Annotated in this window: 9 protein-coding genes; 5 read left to right on the top strand and 4 right to left on the bottom strand. The window is 73.9% G+C overall.

Translation table 11 applies throughout. The features are described 5' to 3' along the window. The first annotated feature begins 35 nt into the window (after positions 1-35). Positions 36-1,019, top strand: coding sequence for an alpha/beta fold hydrolase (locus ACIBNE_RS23625; RefSeq protein ID WP_399274583.1), 984 nt, complete (start codon positions 36-38; stop codon positions 1,017-1,019). 90 nt (positions 1,020-1,109) lie between these two features. Here the strand turns inward: ACIBNE_RS23625 and ACIBNE_RS23620 are convergent, their stop codons facing one another. Both ACIBNE_RS23620 and ACIBNE_RS23615 read right to left on the bottom strand, forming a co-directional pair. Then, positions 1,110-1,580 (bottom strand): nuclear transport factor 2 family protein, encoded by a 471-nt coding sequence (locus tag ACIBNE_RS23620; protein WP_399274581.1) that lies wholly within the window; start codon positions 1,578-1,580, stop codon positions 1,110-1,112. Between the two features lie 165 nt (positions 1,581-1,745). After that, complete coding sequence (locus ACIBNE_RS23615; RefSeq protein WP_399274580.1) at positions 1,746-2,723, bottom strand: helix-turn-helix domain-containing protein; 978 nt, start codon at positions 2,721-2,723, stop codon at positions 1,746-1,748. Positions 2,724-2,958: 235 nt separating this feature from the next. Between ACIBNE_RS23615 and ACIBNE_RS23610 the strand changes: the two genes are divergently transcribed. Further along, entirely contained in the window at positions 2,959-3,966 is a 1,008-nt protein-coding gene (locus ACIBNE_RS23610) for an MsnO8 family LLM class oxidoreductase (protein WP_399274579.1), read from the top strand. Between the two features lie 291 nt (positions 3,967-4,257). Continuing rightward, positions 4,258-5,268, top strand: coding sequence for a hypothetical protein (locus tag ACIBNE_RS23605; protein ID WP_399274578.1), 1,011 nt, complete (start codon positions 4,258-4,260; stop codon positions 5,266-5,268). A 14-nt stretch (positions 5,269-5,282) separates the two neighbouring features. Here ACIBNE_RS23605 and ACIBNE_RS23600 read toward each other — a convergent pair whose 3' ends face one another. Then, positions 5,283-7,994, bottom strand: coding sequence for a tetratricopeptide repeat protein (locus ACIBNE_RS23600; protein ID WP_399274577.1), 2,712 nt, complete (start codon positions 7,992-7,994; stop codon positions 5,283-5,285). Between the two features lie 532 nt (positions 7,995-8,526). Here ACIBNE_RS23600 and ACIBNE_RS23595 point away from each other — a divergent pair. After that, complete coding sequence (locus tag ACIBNE_RS23595; RefSeq protein WP_399274576.1) at positions 8,527-11,925, top strand: BTAD domain-containing putative transcriptional regulator; 3,399 nt, start codon at positions 8,527-8,529, stop codon at positions 11,923-11,925. A gap of 158 nt (positions 11,926-12,083) precedes the next feature. Here the strand turns inward: ACIBNE_RS23595 and ACIBNE_RS23590 are convergent, their stop codons facing one another. Next, a complete protein-coding gene (locus ACIBNE_RS23590) occupies positions 12,084-12,956 on the bottom strand; it encodes a catalase (RefSeq protein ID WP_399274575.1) in 873 nt (290 codons plus the stop codon). Between the two features lie 132 nt (positions 12,957-13,088). Between ACIBNE_RS23590 and ACIBNE_RS23585 the strand changes: the two genes are divergently transcribed. Continuing rightward, positions 13,089-15,794, top strand: coding sequence for an AAA family ATPase (locus ACIBNE_RS23585; protein WP_399274574.1), 2,706 nt, complete (start codon positions 13,089-13,091; stop codon positions 15,792-15,794). Positions 15,795-15,854 lie beyond the last annotated feature (60 nt).

Here is a 15,854-nt window from a genome sequence, read left to right as displayed (position 1 = left end):
GGCGGGTTTTCCGCTCCCTCGTCATGGAGGCGCTCGTGTCACCGTCGCCCCAGCCCCCCGTCACCCACCGAGTCGTTTCCGCGCCGGCCGGGCGCATCCACCTCGTCGAGATGGGCAGCGGCCCGCTGGTCCTGTTCGTCCACGGGTTTCCCGAGTCCTGGTACTCCTGGCGGCATCAGCTGCCCGCGGTGGCCGAGGCGGGCTACCGCGCGGTCGCCATCGACGTGCGCGGTTACGGCCGCTCCTCCAAACCGGCCGAGCGGGACGCGTACCGGATCGGAGCGCTCGCGGCAGACAACCACGCCGTGGTCACGGCTCTGGGCGAGGAGACGGCCGTCGTCGTCGGACACGACTGGGGTGCGCCCATCGCCACCGCCTCCGCCCTGTCGTACCCGGAGACCTTCCGCGCCGTGGGCCTGCTGAGCGTGCCGTACGCGCCGCCCGCGGACATCAAACTCACCGAGGCGCTGGCCCCCTTGGCCCGGGGCGGCGAGTTCTACCTGGACTACTTCCAGCGGCCCGGCCGGGCCGAAGCCGAGATCGAACCCGACGTGCGCGGCTGGCTGGCCGGTTTCTACACGGCCCTGGCGGCCGATGGCATGGCGGATCCCGGCCGCCCGGACCCGTTCACGATCCCGCCGGGCGCCCGGATGCGCGACCGCTTTCCCACCGGGCCGCTGCCCGACTGGCTCTCCGAGGCCGACCTGGACCGCTACGCCGCCGAGTTCGAGCGCACCGGGCTGACCGGAGGGCTCAACCGCTACCGGGCCATGGACCACGACGGCCAGGACCTGCGCGAGCACCACGGCGCCCCCCTGGTCCAGCCTTCCCTGTTCATCGGCGGAAGCCTGGACGGGCCGACCCGGTGGTTCGGCGAGGCCATCGCCGCGTTCCCGACGACCATGCCCGCGCTGACCGCCTCGCACGTCCTCGACGGCTGCGGCCACTGGGTGCAGCAGGAGCGCCCGAAGGAGACCAACGCCCTTCTCCTCGACTGGCTCGCAGCCCTGCCCTCGTGACGGAAGCCTCGTGACGAAAACCTCATGACGGAAGCCTTGTGACGGAGGCCGGGGCGGGCTGCCCGCCGCCAACGGCGCCCGCCGCAGGCCTCAGTCGGCGTACACCGGCGCGAGGTCGATGTAGATGCGCCAGTCCCGTGCCTTGTCGCCGCGGAAGGTGAGGATGTCGGCGTTGGGGACCGTGACCTCTTTGCCGTCCGTGCGGGTGTAGGTGACTTCGGTCTGGACGATGACGGTGTCGCCCTCCTCCCAGACGCGCAGCAGGTGGTGGGAGAGGCCCGTGATGGTGGCGAAGAAATCGGCGACGCCCTGCCGTACCGCGGGGCGGCCGGTCAGTTCGGGGGCGTTGGCGAAGCGGAACACCACGTCCTCGGTGAGGTGGGCGACGAACCTGTCGGGGTCGAAGGTGTCGATGTCCCGGAATATCCGCGCGACGTCGCGGCGCCCTTCCGGGGTGCGGGCGAGGGGCACGGCGGGGCCCGCCGCGCCGCCGTGCTGCTCCCCGGCCGCGACGTCGCTGCCGGGACCCGGTGTCGACGGGTGGTCACCTGTGCGGTCCACGGTGTTCTCCTCGGTGTTGGGCTGGGTGGTCCGTCCGGGGCGTGCGCGGTACGGGCAGACCCGCGGCGGAGCGGTGCCGTCCGACGGATCGCCTACCCAGGGCGGACGGCACGGTATGCGTGAGAGGGCCGACGGGCGAGCTCCTGGCCCGTGGTCCCCCACGTGTCAGGCGCGGGCCTTGCGCAGCCTCTGGCAGTCGCGGAGCCGACGGCCGTCGGAGTCGCAGACCTCGAACCAGACGTTCTTCATGCCGTACCGGATGCTGTCCTTGCCGGTGTCCTGCTCGCCGTCGGGGTTGTCGGTGAGCCCGTTCGTGTGGCTGCCGAAGCGGTCCTGGTAGTGCATGAGGAGCTTTCCGCCCCAGCCGTCGCCGTACGAGGCGCGGTCGTCCACGGAGCGCGGCATCACGTACTCGATTCCGTACCAGCCGTCCCCGCTGTCCCAGTAGCGGTAACCCACGCTGGCGGACGTCGCGCCCCTCGTCGTACGCCCCTCGAAGAGTGAGAAGGCGGTCCCGGGAACGGCGGTCGGCGATGCCGGGGCGGATGGGCCGGAAGCGTCGGAGCCGTCTTCGAAGTCGAGGCCCGGCCCGCCGCCGAGCACCCACGAACCCAGTGAGACGACCACGAGCACGGTCAGGAACACGAGCGGACGGCGGCGCGTGCCCCGGGCCCGTCCGTCGCTGTGCGACTCCTCACGTGACGGCTCGAAGGCCGCCGTGACCAGTGGATCCGCATCCGCTTCGGTCGTACCGGCGATGCTCCCGTCGGCCCCGTCGGCCCCGTCGGCCCCGTCGGCCCCGTCGGCCCCGTCGGCCCCGTCGGCCCCGTCGGCCCCGTCGGCCCCGTCGGCCCCGTCGGCCTCACGTGCGGCGATCCGCTCCCGCGCGGCCAGCCACGCCTCCACCCGGTCCGGTTGCCCGCAGGCCGCGACGAACGCGGCGAGCATCTCGGGGCGCGGCAGGGTCTCCCGTGCCAGCGTGTTGGAGACGGTGCTCCGCGCGAGAACGGTGCCGTGGTCGGCGGAGATCTGTTCGAGCTGCCGATAGGTGAGTCCGGAGCGGTCACGCAGTTCCCGCATCAGCGCGACCAGGCCGGCGGGGTCTTGAGCCTGTTCCGGGTCTGTTCCCTCCTGGTTCCCCATGGCGCACATCCTCAACAGGTCGCCCGTTCCCGGCAATTCATGATTCCGCCAATGTCGATCAGCCAGCCGGTCGGCCCGCACGGCGGAGACGCCCGCTGGCCCGCAACGTCCACGACCCCCGTTCCGGAGCGCTCCCCGACGCCGCGTGGCGGATACCGGGGGCGGATGTTGTCGTGTGGCGAGAAAGGGATCACCGGGCCCTTCGTCGCGGCGGCGGATACCTATGATGGCGGGCATGATCGACATCCCGCTCTCCGCGCTCGAAGTCGCGATGGTCCAGACCGGCACCCGGGCCGTGGACACCCTGCGCGACACCGCGGCCTTCGCGCAGGAGCTGGAACGGCTGGGCTACCACCGGGTCTGGTACGCCGAGCACCACCATTCCCCCGCGATCGGTGCGTTCCCGCCCGTCGTGCTGATCGCGCACGCCGCGGCCGCCACCTCGGCGATCCGGCTGGGCTCGGGCGGCGTGCTGGCCCCCAACCACGCGCCCATCACACTGGCCGAGCAGTTCGGGACCCTCGCCGCCCTGCACGAGGACCGCATCGACCTCGGTGTCGGGCGTGGCCCCGGCACCTTCGACGAGGCCACCGTACGGGCCCTGCGCCGCGGAGCCGGACCCGCGACGGACTCCGAGTACCGGGACGACGTCGCCGCGATCCTGGCCTTCCTGGTGGAGGAGGTCGCACTCGGCCCGCTGCCTGAGCCGTGGCTCCTGGCCTCCAGCCCCGCCGGGGCCGCCCTCGCCGCGGAACTCGGCCTGCCGGTCGCCGTCGCCCACCACATCAGGCCCGAGAACACCCGTGCGGTCGTGGAGCACTACCGGGCCGCGTTCGCCCCTTCGCGCTGGTGCGCGCGGCCCAGGGTCCTGCTGTGCGTGGAGACGGTGTGCGCGGAGACGGAGGAGGAGGCGCAGTGGCGCGGGGGGCCGATGAACGTCGTCAAGGCCGGGCTCCTCAAGGGAATCGGCGACCTGCCCTTCCCCACGCCCGCCGAGGCCGCCGCCCATCCCTTCACGGAGGAGGAAGCGCGGGCCCTGGCCGGCTTCCGTGCGCGGCAGGCCGTCGGCACCCCCGAGACCGTCGTCCGCAGGCTCGCGCAACTGGCCGAAGAGACCGGGGCCGACGAGCTGATGCTCACCACGCCCGTCTACGACTTCCGCGACCGCGTCGGCTCGTACGAGCTGATCAGGAAGTACCTGGGGGAGTTCCCCGACGTCGGCTCCGTCGAAGGCCGCGCCTGACCGACCGTGTGAACGGGCCTCTGGCGGGCTTCAGTTGGCCCGGCGGATGCGCCATGAGCGGTGAGGCGCGGGCGCCGGACCGTACGCCGCGCTGATCGGGGCCGACCGGGAGGGTTGTTCCGGGTGGGGTTATCCCCACCTCGGGTGGGGTGGGGACCGCAGTGACCGGGCCACCGCCGCTGTCGGAAGGTGTGAGCAGGCCCGCCGCGGCCGCTCACCTGTCCTGGCGGGACCGGTCCTCACTCGACGAAGGCCGCCGCCGCGCACTGCCCTTCACCCGGAGTGTCCGTGATGAACAGCATCGTCCGGCTCGGCGCGTTACGCAGCTGGCACCGTCCGTTGACCCTGAGTTCCGCGCTCATGATGGCCCTGGCCGTGTTCTCGGCAGTCGGCATGGCCGTCGACGACCGGCAGATCCTGGGCGAGTCCGTCTGGCTGAAGCCGGCGAAGTTCGGCTTCGGCTTCGCCGCCTACGGTCTCACCCTCGCCTGGCTGTTGAGCAGACTGACCAGAGCCAGACGCACCGGCTGGTGGACCGGGACCGTCTTCGCCGTCGCGGGACCGATCGACGTCGGCGCCGTGGCCTACGCCGCCGCCCACGGCACGTTCAGCCACTTCAACGACAGCACCGGCGACGTCGCCGACACCGTGCACACGGCGTTCGGGATCGGCGTCATGCCGCTCATGGCCACCACGCTGGTCGCCGCGGTACTGGTCCTGGCCCAGCCCGCCCGCGACCGGGCCCTCAAGCTCGCCCTGGCCGCCGGTCTCCTGCTGGCGGTTGCCAGCATGGGCGTCGCGGTCTGGCTCAGCGGCACCGGGGCACCGCGCACCGTCCCCGACGCCGCAGGAAACCCCGTCCCGCTGAGCGGCGGCCACGGGATCGGCGACCCGGACGGGCGGGGCATGCCGCTCACCAACTGGAGCCTGACCGGCGGAGACCTGAGGGTCCCTCACTTCATGGGCATGCACGCCCTGCACGTACTGCTGCTCGTCCTCGCCGTCATGTGGCTCGCCGGAACCCGCAGCGGCCGCCCGCTCGACGACGGCACCAGGACCCGCGTCATCGGCCTGTGCGCATTCTGGTACGCGGGAGTGTTCGCGGTGCTCACCTGGCAGGCGAAGCGCGGACAGTCCGTTGCGCACCCCGACGTCGACACCCTCGGTGCCCTGGCCGGGGTATCGCTGATCGCGCTCGTCGGAGTCGGCTTCCTGGCCCACACCTCCGCCGCCGCTCGACCGGACTCTTCGGGCCGGGAAGCGGCCCGGCCGAGAGAGCGGGCGGGCCAGGGGTCGGGCTGACGGCCGGGCGGTTTTCACGGCCCGTCGCCGGAAGGGCCCGAAGGGTCCGGGGCGGTCCACGCGTTCAGCCTCTCCTGCCGTCTCCTGGTGTGAGGGTGCTCGGGCCCCAGGACCTGGCGGGACGCCTCCACCGCCTGCCGCAACAGAGCTGTCGCCTCCTTTCCGCGCTCCGCGTCCCAGTAGGAGAGGGCGAGGTTGGTCTGGCAGGCGAGGGTGTCGGGGTGCAGGTGGCCGCGTAGTCGCGTGTTGTCGGCCAGGACTTGTTCCTGGAGGACGATGGCCACACCGGTGCGTCCGGCCCTTCGGTAGGAGTCGGCCAGGTTGGCGCGGGCGGTGAGGGTATCGGGATGCTGCTGTCCCAGAAGACGCTCGCTGTCCGGCAGAACGCGCTCCTGGAGGGCGATGGCCTGCGCGGTGTGCCCGGCATTGGCGTAGGTGACGGCGAGGTTGGCCCGGCCCAGCAAGGTGTCGGGATGCTGGTGCCCGAGAAGCCGTTCGCTGGCGGCCAGGACGTCCTCCTGGAGCGCGATGGCTTCCGCGGTGCGCCCCGTGTCCTGGTAGGAGTCGGCGAGGTTGGCGCGGGCCCGCAACGTGTCGGGATGGTCGTGCCCGAGGAGGCGCTCGCGGTCGGCCAGGACGCGCTCCTCCAGTGCGATGGCTTCCGCGGACCGACCGGCACTGGCATAGGAGGCGGCGAGGTTGATACGGGCCCGCAGGACGTCGGGGTGCTGTTGCCCGAGGGACCGTTCGCGGTCGGCCAGGACGTCCTCCTGGAGTGCGATGGCCTCGGCGGTGCGCCCGGCGTCCGCGTAGGAGACGGCGAGATTGGCGCGGACGATGAGGGTTTGGGGGTGCTGTCGGCCGAGGAACCGTTCGCGGTCGGCCAGGACGCGTTCTTCGAGGGCGATCGCTTCGTCGGTGCGCCCGGCGTTCGCGTAGGAGACGGCGAGGTTGGCGCGGGCGGTGAGGGTCTGGGGGTTCCCCTCCCCGAAGAGCCTTTCGCTGTCGGCCAGGACCTGCTCCCGGATGAGGGTGGCCTCGGCGTTGCGCCCTGCCTTGCGGTAGGCGGTGCCCAGGTTGGCGTGCGTGAGCAGGGTTTCGGTGTGCCGGTCGCCCAAGAACCGCCGTGCGCGGTCGGTCTGCTGTTCCCAGTACGCGACGGCCGTGGCGGGCAGGCCGTAGTCCCGGTGGTAGTTGCCCGTCGCGTAGATGAGGAGGTGCCCGTCGGGCCGCCAGAGCAGGTCGGCGGTGTGGGGCAGGAGATGGTCGGTGTTGGCGGCCAGCGCGGCGGCGCGGGCCAGGTCCTGGTGGTCTTCGGCGGGCCACAGCGCGAGCAACCCGTCGGCGACCGCCCGTACGGCAGCGGCCCGTGCGCCCGACTCCAGGGATTCGCGGGCGGCCCGGCCGGTCAGCGCGTGTACGCGCACGGTGCGCTGCGGGTCGTCCCGGTGCACGGTGAGCAGGCCGTAGCGGTACAGCAGCCGCATCGCCGACCGCGCCGCCCCCGCGGCCACCGGAGCTCCGGGCGCCGCGGCCTCGGGGCCCGCCTCGCCCGCCGGCCGTCCGGCGACCCGTGGCCGACCGGGCTCCGTCGGCCGGGAACGACCGGGCTCCGCCGGTGGGGGCGGGGTCCGCCGCGCGCCGAGGAAGGCGGTGACGGCGTCGGTCTCCCAGAACTCCGCCGGGTGTCCGGCGGGATCGAGGAACGCCGCCAGGGCCAGGGCCGGGGCGGCCAGTCCGGCAGGCCGGGCCGACTGGGCGGCGTCGAGGGACAGCAGCAGCGCCGCGGTGACCTCGCGTCCGTAACCGTCGCCGTCCCCGTCCGCGGGCAGGACGTCGTCCAAGCGTCGTTCCTGATCGCGGTAGTGCCGGAGGTAGGCGGCGCAGGGCCGGTCCTCGTTGATCATCCACGCGGCGGCGTAGCCCAACGCCAGCGGCAGGTGTCCCAGTGCCTCGCCGACCTCCTCGACCGCACCGTCGAGGAGGTGCGGGGCGTCCGCGGCGGTCAGCCGGTCGTGGAGGTAGCTCGCGGATTCGGCGGCGGTGTAGGCGGACACGTCGATGACCTGCCGGCCACCGCCGCCGATGTCGGCACCCTTGCGGCGAGTGGTGATCACCGCCCGCCGCGACGGGCCTCCCCTCGAGGGTCCCGTCGTACGGCCCGCGTGGGTCGGCGGCCACCAGCCGCGCAGGGCGGCGGGATCGCCGAGGTCGTCCAGGACGATCAGCCACGACCGGTCGGTGGTGGCGGCCCAGTCGAGGAACGCCCGCGCGTTCGTCTCCAGGTCCTGCCCCGTGGCCCCCGGCGCCCGGACGACCGCTCCGGCCCTCGCGTACGTTCCCAGGACGTGCTCGGGCCGTGAGGCGTCGGCCCACACGACCAGGTCGGTGCCTCCGTGCAGAGCCTGGTGGGCGAGGGCGGCGGCGAGCTGGGTCTTGCCGACGCCGCCCCCGCCCGACAGGACCTGGCTGAGCACGACCGTGCCGCAGTCGTCCTGGGCGGCCACGACGTGGTCCCGCAGCGCGGTACGGGGCTGGTGGGCGGTGGCGAGGTCGGGCACGGCGCCGACCCGCAACGGCCACCCTGCCGTCGCGTCGGACAGAGGGGCGACGGTGTAGTTGAGGGTGTGGATGCTTCCGGCCTGGAGCGCCGGTCCGTGGACCGTTCCCGACAGGTCGTTGCGGACCGCTTCCCCGGAGGCGAGCGGTCCGGGGTCCTGCCGCACCGGACCCGGAGCGGCAGGACCGGGCAGCCGCGTGTCGGAGAGCGGCGCGGGCGGGCGGGCGTCGTCCCCGGGGGCAGGTCCCGGTCCGGTGCCTCCGTCCGCCGGTACGTCCGGTCTTCCAGGGTGTTCCGCCCGAGCGTCCACCAGCTCCGCCCCCCGTGTGGCCGTTCCTGTGGGTGCTCTCACGGTAGAAGAGCCCGCCGCGCCCGGCACCGGTTTCCGCGCACTCCGCACTCCGTACTCCGTGCGGCACGACCACGTCCGTCACGCCGTCGGTCCGGAACACGGGCCGTCGGTCAGGACCACGGGCGCCGGTCAGGAGCATGCCCCGCCGCTGGGGCGCGCGTCACCCGTTCCACGACACGCGGCAGGGACCTCCGAGGCACCCGATGACGTACGGGGTACCCGCTGGGTGCGCGGGTGCCCGTCGGGTTGGTGGGCCCAGGTAAAGTACGCCTCTTTGGTCGCGTATCAGCGGGGTTCGGAGGGTGTTGTGGGGCGCTCGGGGGAAAAGGGGCATTTGCCGGAGGAGGTGCGCCTCACGTTCCTCAGCGGAGTCGAAGCCCGCCGGGGCGAGCAGCCGCTGCTCCTGGGCCCGCCCCAGCGCAAGGCGGTGCTGTGCGCGCTGGCCTTCCGGCGCCGTCAGTGGGTGTCGGCCCAGAGCCTGCTCTCCGCCCTGTACGAGGAGTCCGCACCGGCGAGCGGCGTCGGGGTGATCCAGACCCACGTGGCGGGACTGCGCCGGGTGCTGGAGCCGGAGCGGAGGCCCCGGACCCCGCCTTCCGTGCTGCTGTACGCCCACGGCGGCTACCAGCTGCGGATCGAGGACGAGCGGATCGACGTGTGCGAGTTCGACCGCCTGGTCGCCGAGGGCGAGCGCGCCCGCGACCGCTCCGAGTGGGAGGCGGCCGAGCGGCTGTACGCGGGGGCGCTGCGGCTGTACAGCGGCGAGCCCCTGGCGGGCGTACCGGGTCCCTACGCCGCGATGTGGCGAACGACGTTGACCGAGCGCCGCCTGGCCGCGCTGGAGGGCAGCCTCGACATCGCCGTCACCCGCGGCCGCGCCGACTCCGTGATCGACCGGCTGCGCGTCCTGACGGCCGAGCACCCGCTGCGCGAACGCCCCCGGGCCCTGCTGATGCGTGCGCTGCACCTGGTCGGCCGCCAGTCCGACGCGTTGGACGTCTACGCCAGGACCCGGCGGATCCTGGCCGACGAGCTGGGGGTCGAGCCGGGCGGCGAGCTGCGCACGCTGCACGGCCAGATCCTGTCGGGGGCGCTCCCGGGCACGCGCGAGCAGACGTCCTTGGCCGCCGTGACCACCCCGGCGCCGACCGCTGTGCAGCCGGTGTCGCGCAGGCCCTCCGGCGAGGCGCCTTCCGAGGCGGCTCCGCTGGTGGAGCGTGAGGACCAACTCGCGACGGTCATGGCGCTGGCCGCCCGCGCCACGTCCGGCGAAGGCGGCCTGGCCGTCGTCTCCGGCATCTACGGGCACGGCAAGTCCCGCTTCCTCGACGAAGTGGCGCGGCTGGTACCAGGAGCGCGACGGGTCGGCCTGTCGAGGACTCCCTCCGCCGACAGCGTTCCGTACGGCCTTCTGGACGCGATCCTCAGCGGCCTCGGCCTCGACCTCGGCGTGGGACCGGTACCGGTACCGTCCGTCGGCGGGCAGGAATCCACTGCCGACCAGACCGGCACGACGGACCGTCAACTGGCGGACCGGGTGGCCGGCCTCCTGGCCGACAGCGCCGCAGGCGCCCCCTTGGTCCTCCTGGTCGACGACGTCACCAGCGCCGACGAGTGCTCGATGCGGGTGCTCGCGCTCCTGGCACGAAGGTTGCGCACCACGCACGTCCTCATGGTGCTGGGACTGGAGGACCGGCCGTGGGACCCGGAGGTGTGCCGACGGGCCCTGGTCCTGGGGAACGCCGCGTCGGCCGCTCTGTACGTGGGCAGGCTCAGTGAATCCGCGATCGCCGAACTCGCGGCGCCCCGGGTGGGGACACGGCACGTCCAGGAGTTCGCCAAGAGCATCCACCAGGCGACGGCCGGCATCCCCATGCTCGTGACGGCACTCATCGCCGACCTGTGCACGCTGCCCGACCTCGACCCCGGGCACGTACCCGCACACCCCCCGGACGTCCGCTACACACGGGCACTGGCACTGATCCTGGACAACTACACGGAGGACCGCTCACTGCTGCTGCGGGCTATCGCCGTCCTGCACGAGTGCCAGCCGACGCCGGACGTGCTCGCGGCGGTGTGCCAGGAGTCCGTGGCGACGATCCGGGACCGGTGCGAGCGGTTCGCGACGAGCAGCGTCCTGGCCGTGGCCGACCCTCCGACCTTCCGCCACCCCCTCATCCTCAACGCCCTGCGCTGGCTGTGCTCGCCGCAGGAGCACACCCGCCTCCGGGTGGCGGCCGCACAGCACGCCCTGTGCGGCGGGCACAGCACCCGGCAGACCGCCCGGTACCTGGACGACCTGACGGGCACGCAGTGGTCGGACTGGACGGCGGTCCTGGTGGACGCGGCCGACGAGTGTCTGCGGCACAACGCGGTACAGGAGGCGCTGCGCCACCTCCAGGCCGCCCTGCGGATCGCCGGGCCCGACCGGCGCGACGCCGTCCTCGTGCAGCTCGGACAGCTGGAGCTGTGGGTGAACCCCGCCGCGTCGCAGGCGCACCTCCAGCTGGCGCTCAAAGGGCAGCGTGCCACGGAGGCGGTGCCGACGGCACTGATCCCGCTGGCCTGGACGATGGCCTCGAACCGCCAGTCCCGGGCAGCGCTCGCGCTCATGGACGAGGTGATCGCGGAGACCGAACGGCGCGATCCGGTGGCGGCGGCGACCGTGCGGGCGTCGTCCTGGATGGTGGCCGCGCTCACCCACGAGGGCTGGGCCGCGTTCGTGCGGCGGCTGCGCGCCGAGCGGGCAGCGGGCGAGGGACCCGGTGATCTGGTGACGACCGCCGTCCTCACCTGGGACGACGCGTTCGGCGTACGGTGCAGTGCCGCGGAGGCGCTGTCCCGTTTCCCCACCGAGTGCAACAAGGGCGGGGAGTGGGGGAGGCTGCCGCGGGAGGTGGTGGGCATCCTCACGCACATCGCCAAGTGGGCCGGGCAGTTCACCCTCGCGGGGCAGCTGAGCGACCTCGACGAGGACCACTACTTCGGCACCCTGGACATCTACCGCCGCATCATGCGCGCGGAGGTCCACATGCGGCGCGGCGACTACCGGCAGGCGCTCGACACGTGCGCCCCGATGGCCGACCTGCCCCTCGAACAGGTGCCGCGCCGCCCGCCCGCCCTGGTCGCCCAGTACGCCCAGGCGCTCCTGGGCCTGGGCCGGGTGGACGAGGCGGACCAGTGGCTCGACAGCGTGACGGAGCACGCGAACCCCGAGACGTGGGAGTGGACGGTGGTGAAGTGGGTGCGCGCACTGGTCTGCGCGGCCCGCGGGCAGGCGCGCCAGGCCGCCGCGTACTTCCTCGACTGCGGTCGGCGCAACGCCGCCTGGGGGCTGGACAACCCCGGCTACCTCGCCTGGCGCAGCTCCGCCGCCCTGCAGCTGCTCACGGCGGGTGAAGGCGAGCGCGCCAGGGAGCTGGCGGTGGCCGAACTCGCCGTCGCGCGGCGGTGGGACACCCCCGTGGTGGTCGGACGCGCCTTGCGGGCCGTCGCGCTGACCTCCGCCGGAGGCACCGACCTGCCCCTGCTGGAGCAGGCGGTGGACCACCTGCGCCGCGGCGAGGCCCTGACCGAGCTGGTCCCGGCCCTGATCGACCTGGCTCGGGCCCGCGCCGACGCCGGTGACCGGAAGCGCGCTCGCGAACTCCTGCTGGAAGCCCGCGAGCTGTCCGAACCCCGGGGACTGGCCCTGTTCACCGCCGAAGTCGGGACATGTCTGGAAGAACTGTCCGGTGCTGAATGAACGGCGCCGCGTCGCGGGCACGGCGTTCGGCGGACGTTGAGAGCGCGTTCAGTGCGGCCTGCGAGGCTGACCGCATGAACGTCACGACGAGACCGGCCGGACCGACCACCAAAGAGGAGGCGCGCACGTCTTTCGTGTGCGCACCGGCCGGTGACCGGTCAGCCGCGTCGCCGCCGCGCGGCCGCGTACGCGGCGCTGCGGTCGCTAGCCAGCCGGTCGAGCGGGGCGGCGACGCCCTCCGGCAGGCGCAGCGGATCGAAACCCGGCTCCACGTCAGGGGCTTCGGCCCGGTCGAGGGTGAGGATCCCCAGCGTCACCGTCTGCTCGGACGACCACAGCCGGGTGGGGTCGTGCACGTCGTCCCGCGCCGCCGGTAGGTGGGCCACCAGGTCGAAATGGGCGGGCAGTTCGCCGGGCAGGCCGGTGCCGAGGTAGTCGCTCGGCCGGCTGCGGGCCTCCTCGGGGGCCAGCGGCTCGAACGGGCGGTGCGGCCGCCAGCCCAGCCTGGCCCAGCGGGTCGTACTCGCCGCGTCCACCAGGCCGAACGCGTGCACCGAGTGGTAGGCCAGGCCCGTGAAGCCCGCGGCGGGGCGGGCCTGCTGGGCCAGGCCGAGGGCGGCGGCCGCTTCGGGGTGGCGGGCGACGAAGGCGGGGACGGCCGACGACGGGTCGGGGGAGTTGGCTGCCCTGAGGAACTCGACCATGTCCGCGCCGGTGCGCGCGAAGAAGACCGGAAGCGTGAACATCACGAGGTCGAGGCCGCCGATCCGGACGGCCATGCCGTGGTCCGACGGGTCCCCGTCGTGCCCGCCGGGGCCTCCGAGCGTGCTGGAGAACCGGACGGTGGCAGGAGTGCCGGCCTCGGCGAAGACCTCGGCCGCGCTCATGGAGGCGGCGTTGGCCGACGGCGTGAACTCACCTGCCGCCCAGACGCCACGGGTGTGCAGGAGGCGGTCGCCCGGATCGGCGCCCGTCGCGGAGGCCACCTGGTCGGCGAGCTGAGCGCCGTGTTCGAAAGAAGTACTGGTCATGGCGGTGACGGTAGGGAATCCGGCCGTACGGGCGCATCGGGCACCGTATCGGTCGCACCTGCCACCCGAGCCCCCCCCGTGAGGGAGGCAAAGCGGGCGTGGCAGGTTCGTAGGGGAGTGGAGAGTACGGAAGTGAACGTGTACGGGCGGGACCAGGAGCAGCGGGAGCTCGACCGGATCCTGGAGGAGACGCGGCGGGGGAACGGGTCGGCCCTGGTGCTCTGGGGGGATCCCGGCATCGGCAAGACCGCGTTGCTGGAGTACGCGACCGCCGGAGCGGCCGACTTCACCGTACTGGGCTGCCGCGGCAGCCGGATGGAGTCCAAACTGGCCTTCGCCGCCCTGCACGGGCTGTTGTGGCCCCTCGCGGACCGGATCGGCACCCTGCCGACGCCCCAGGCCGACGCGCTGCGCGGCGCCCTCGGGCACACCCAGGACGTGGCGGACCGCTTCCTCATCGGCGTCGCCACCCTCACCCTGCTCACCGAACTCGCCGCCGAACGGCCCCTGTTGATCACGGTGGACGACACGGACCAGCTGGACGGGCCGACCGCCGCGTGCCTGGCCTTCGTCGCCCGCCGACTGCGCACCGCACCGGTGGCGATGCTGCTCACCACACACACCGATCCGACGGCCGGGGGCCCCTGGGAGGGCCAGCCCTCCCTGGCGGTGGCCCCGCTGCGGGACGCCGACGCGGCCCGGCTGGTCCGCGCCGAGCGGCCCTCGACCGCCGATGAGAGCGTGCGCCGCATCGTCGCGGCCGCCGGAGGCAACCCGCTGGCCCTGCGGGAACTGCCCGCCGTCGCCGCCGACTCCGGGGAGCGGCTGCCCGTCGGCCCCCGGTTGCGCCGGGCCTTCGGCGCCCGCACCGCGGCGCTCTCCGCCGGCGCACGGACCCTGCTGCTCGTGACGGCCGCCGAGGACCGCGGCGACCAGCGCCTGGTGCGCAGGGCCGCCGGAGCGCTCGGCGCGGGCACGGCCGCCTGGGACGAGGTCCTGGCATCCGGGCTGCTCACCGCCCAGGGCGCCACCATCCGGTTCCGGGCACCGCTGGTCGGCGCCGTCGTGTACGACGCGGCACCCTTCTTCGACCGCCAGGCGGCGCACCGGGCCCTGGCACAGGAGCTGCACGGGGACGCGGACGGAGAGGGACTGCGGGCCTGGCACCTGGCGGCGGCCACCGACGATCCCGACGAAGCGGTGGCGGAACTGCTGGAGCACACCGCGCGGCACGACTGGACGTCGGGCGGCAACACCTCGGCCGCCCGCGCACTGCTGCGGGCCGCCGAACTGTCGCCCGCCCCCGTCGACGCGGCCCGTCGCCTGTCCCTGGGGGCCCTCGCCGCCTGGGAGTGCGGACAGGTGGACGGTGCCCGGGACCTGCTGGAGCGGGCGGGACGGCTGGTGCCGGCGCAGACGGTGGCCGAGGACAGCGGCGGGCTGAGAGGTCTCATCGAGTTCGCCCACGGCGACCAGGAGGTCGCGCACCGGCTGCTGCTGCGCGACGCCCTCGTGGTGTCCGACCGGACCAGGGCCGTGGAACTGGCGTGCCTGGCGGTCCGGGCGGGCTGGGCCGCCGGGGACCCGGACCGGCAGGCCGCGGCGCTGGGCCGGGTGTCGGAGCTGACGCGTGAGGCGGACACGCCCGAGGTGGCCGTACTGTCCGCCCTCATGCCCTGGTGGAGCGGCGAGGGACCCGCCGTGACACCGGTCGACGAGGAGACCGTGGCCCCGCTGGGCACGGTGTCCTGGCGGCTGATGCCGCCCGCGCCGCTCGCCGCGGCGTGGGGCGCCGAGCAGGCGGTGTCGGACGCGCTCGGCCGCAAGCTGGAGGCGCTGCGCCGCACGGACGCGGCGAGCGCCCTCGTACTGACCGTTCCGCAGACGGCCACCCTGGACATCGTCTCCGGCCGCTGGAACGAGGCCCGTGCGAACGCCACCGAGACGCTGCGGCTCGCCGAGGAGATCGGCGCCGATCACGCGGCCTCGCAGTGCCGCAACTCCCTCGCATGGCTCGCCGCGCTGCGCGGCGACGAACAGGAGGTCGCCGAACTCAGTGCCCTCACCCTGCGGTTGTCGGTGCCGCGGCGGGTGCGCGCGCTGACCGCCGCCGCCTACTGGAACCAGGGCCAGGCGGCCCTGTTCGCCGGACGGGCCGAAGAGGCCCTGGAACAGCTGGTCCGGCTGACCGAGACCGGTCACGAGGCGGCGCACGGCACCTTCGCGCTCCTCGCCGCCGCCGACACGGTGGAAGCAGCCGTCCGCGCCGACCGCCCTGGAGCGGGCCGGGCCGCTGCCGATGCACTGGACGGCTGGGCCCGGCGCACGGGCGCGGCATGGGCCGTGGCCGCGGCGCACCGCAGCACGGCCCTCCTGAGCGGCGACGGCGCGCAGGAGTGGTTCGAGCGGGCGCTGCGGGTCCCCGGAGCCGCCGACCGGCCGTTCTGGCACGCGAGGACCCGGCTGCTCTACGGCGAGTGGCTCCGCCGCGCGAGGCGGCGCACCGAGGCCAGGGCCCAGCTCGCCGAGGCGGCCGAGGTCTTCCTGCGGCTCGGCGCCCGGCCGCTGCTCGCGCGGGCCCGCAGCGAACAGGAGCTGACCGGGCAGCAGCTGAGGCCGTCAGGCACGGGCGAGGACGGCGGCCTGACACCGCAGGAGCTGCGGGTGGCCAGGCTCGGCGCGGAAGGCCTCACGAACAAGGAGATCGCGTCCCGGCTCCTGATCAGCCCCAGGACGGTGGGCCACCACCTGTCCAACGTGTTCCCGAAGCTCGGGATCGTGGCCCGCGCGGAACTGGCCCGCGTCGACTTCGACAACGGACTGCGGCTGGTCCCGTGAGACACGACGGGTGCCGCACCACCGTGACCGATACGGTGACCGATGTCGGGGCGGGCGCCG

This window comes from Streptomyces sp. NPDC050504 (assembly GCF_044458065.1).
In the GTDB taxonomy this organism is placed as follows: Bacteria; Actinomycetota; Actinomycetes; order Streptomycetales; family Streptomycetaceae; genus Streptomyces.
Note: the sequence above shows the minus strand (reverse complement) of the source record. Positions and strands in the feature narration are given on the sequence as shown.

What these genes read in the sequence shown, in the direction of transcription:
- ACIBNE_RS23615 (WP_399274580.1), bottom strand. Translation starts at nt 2,723, where the DNA reads ATGGGGAACCAGGAGGGAACAGACCCGGAACAGGCTCAAGACCCCGCC.
- ACIBNE_RS23610 (WP_399274579.1), top strand. Translation starts at nt 2,959, where the DNA reads ATGATCGACATCCCGCTCTCCGCGCTCGAAGTCGCGATGGTCCAGACC.
- ACIBNE_RS23605 (WP_399274578.1), top strand. Translation starts at nt 4,258, where the DNA reads ATGAACAGCATCGTCCGGCTCGGCGCGTTACGCAGCTGGCACCGTCCG.
- ACIBNE_RS23590 (WP_399274575.1), bottom strand. Translation starts at nt 12,956, where the DNA reads ATGACCAGTACTTCTTTCGAACACGGCGCTCAGCTCGCCGACCAGGTG.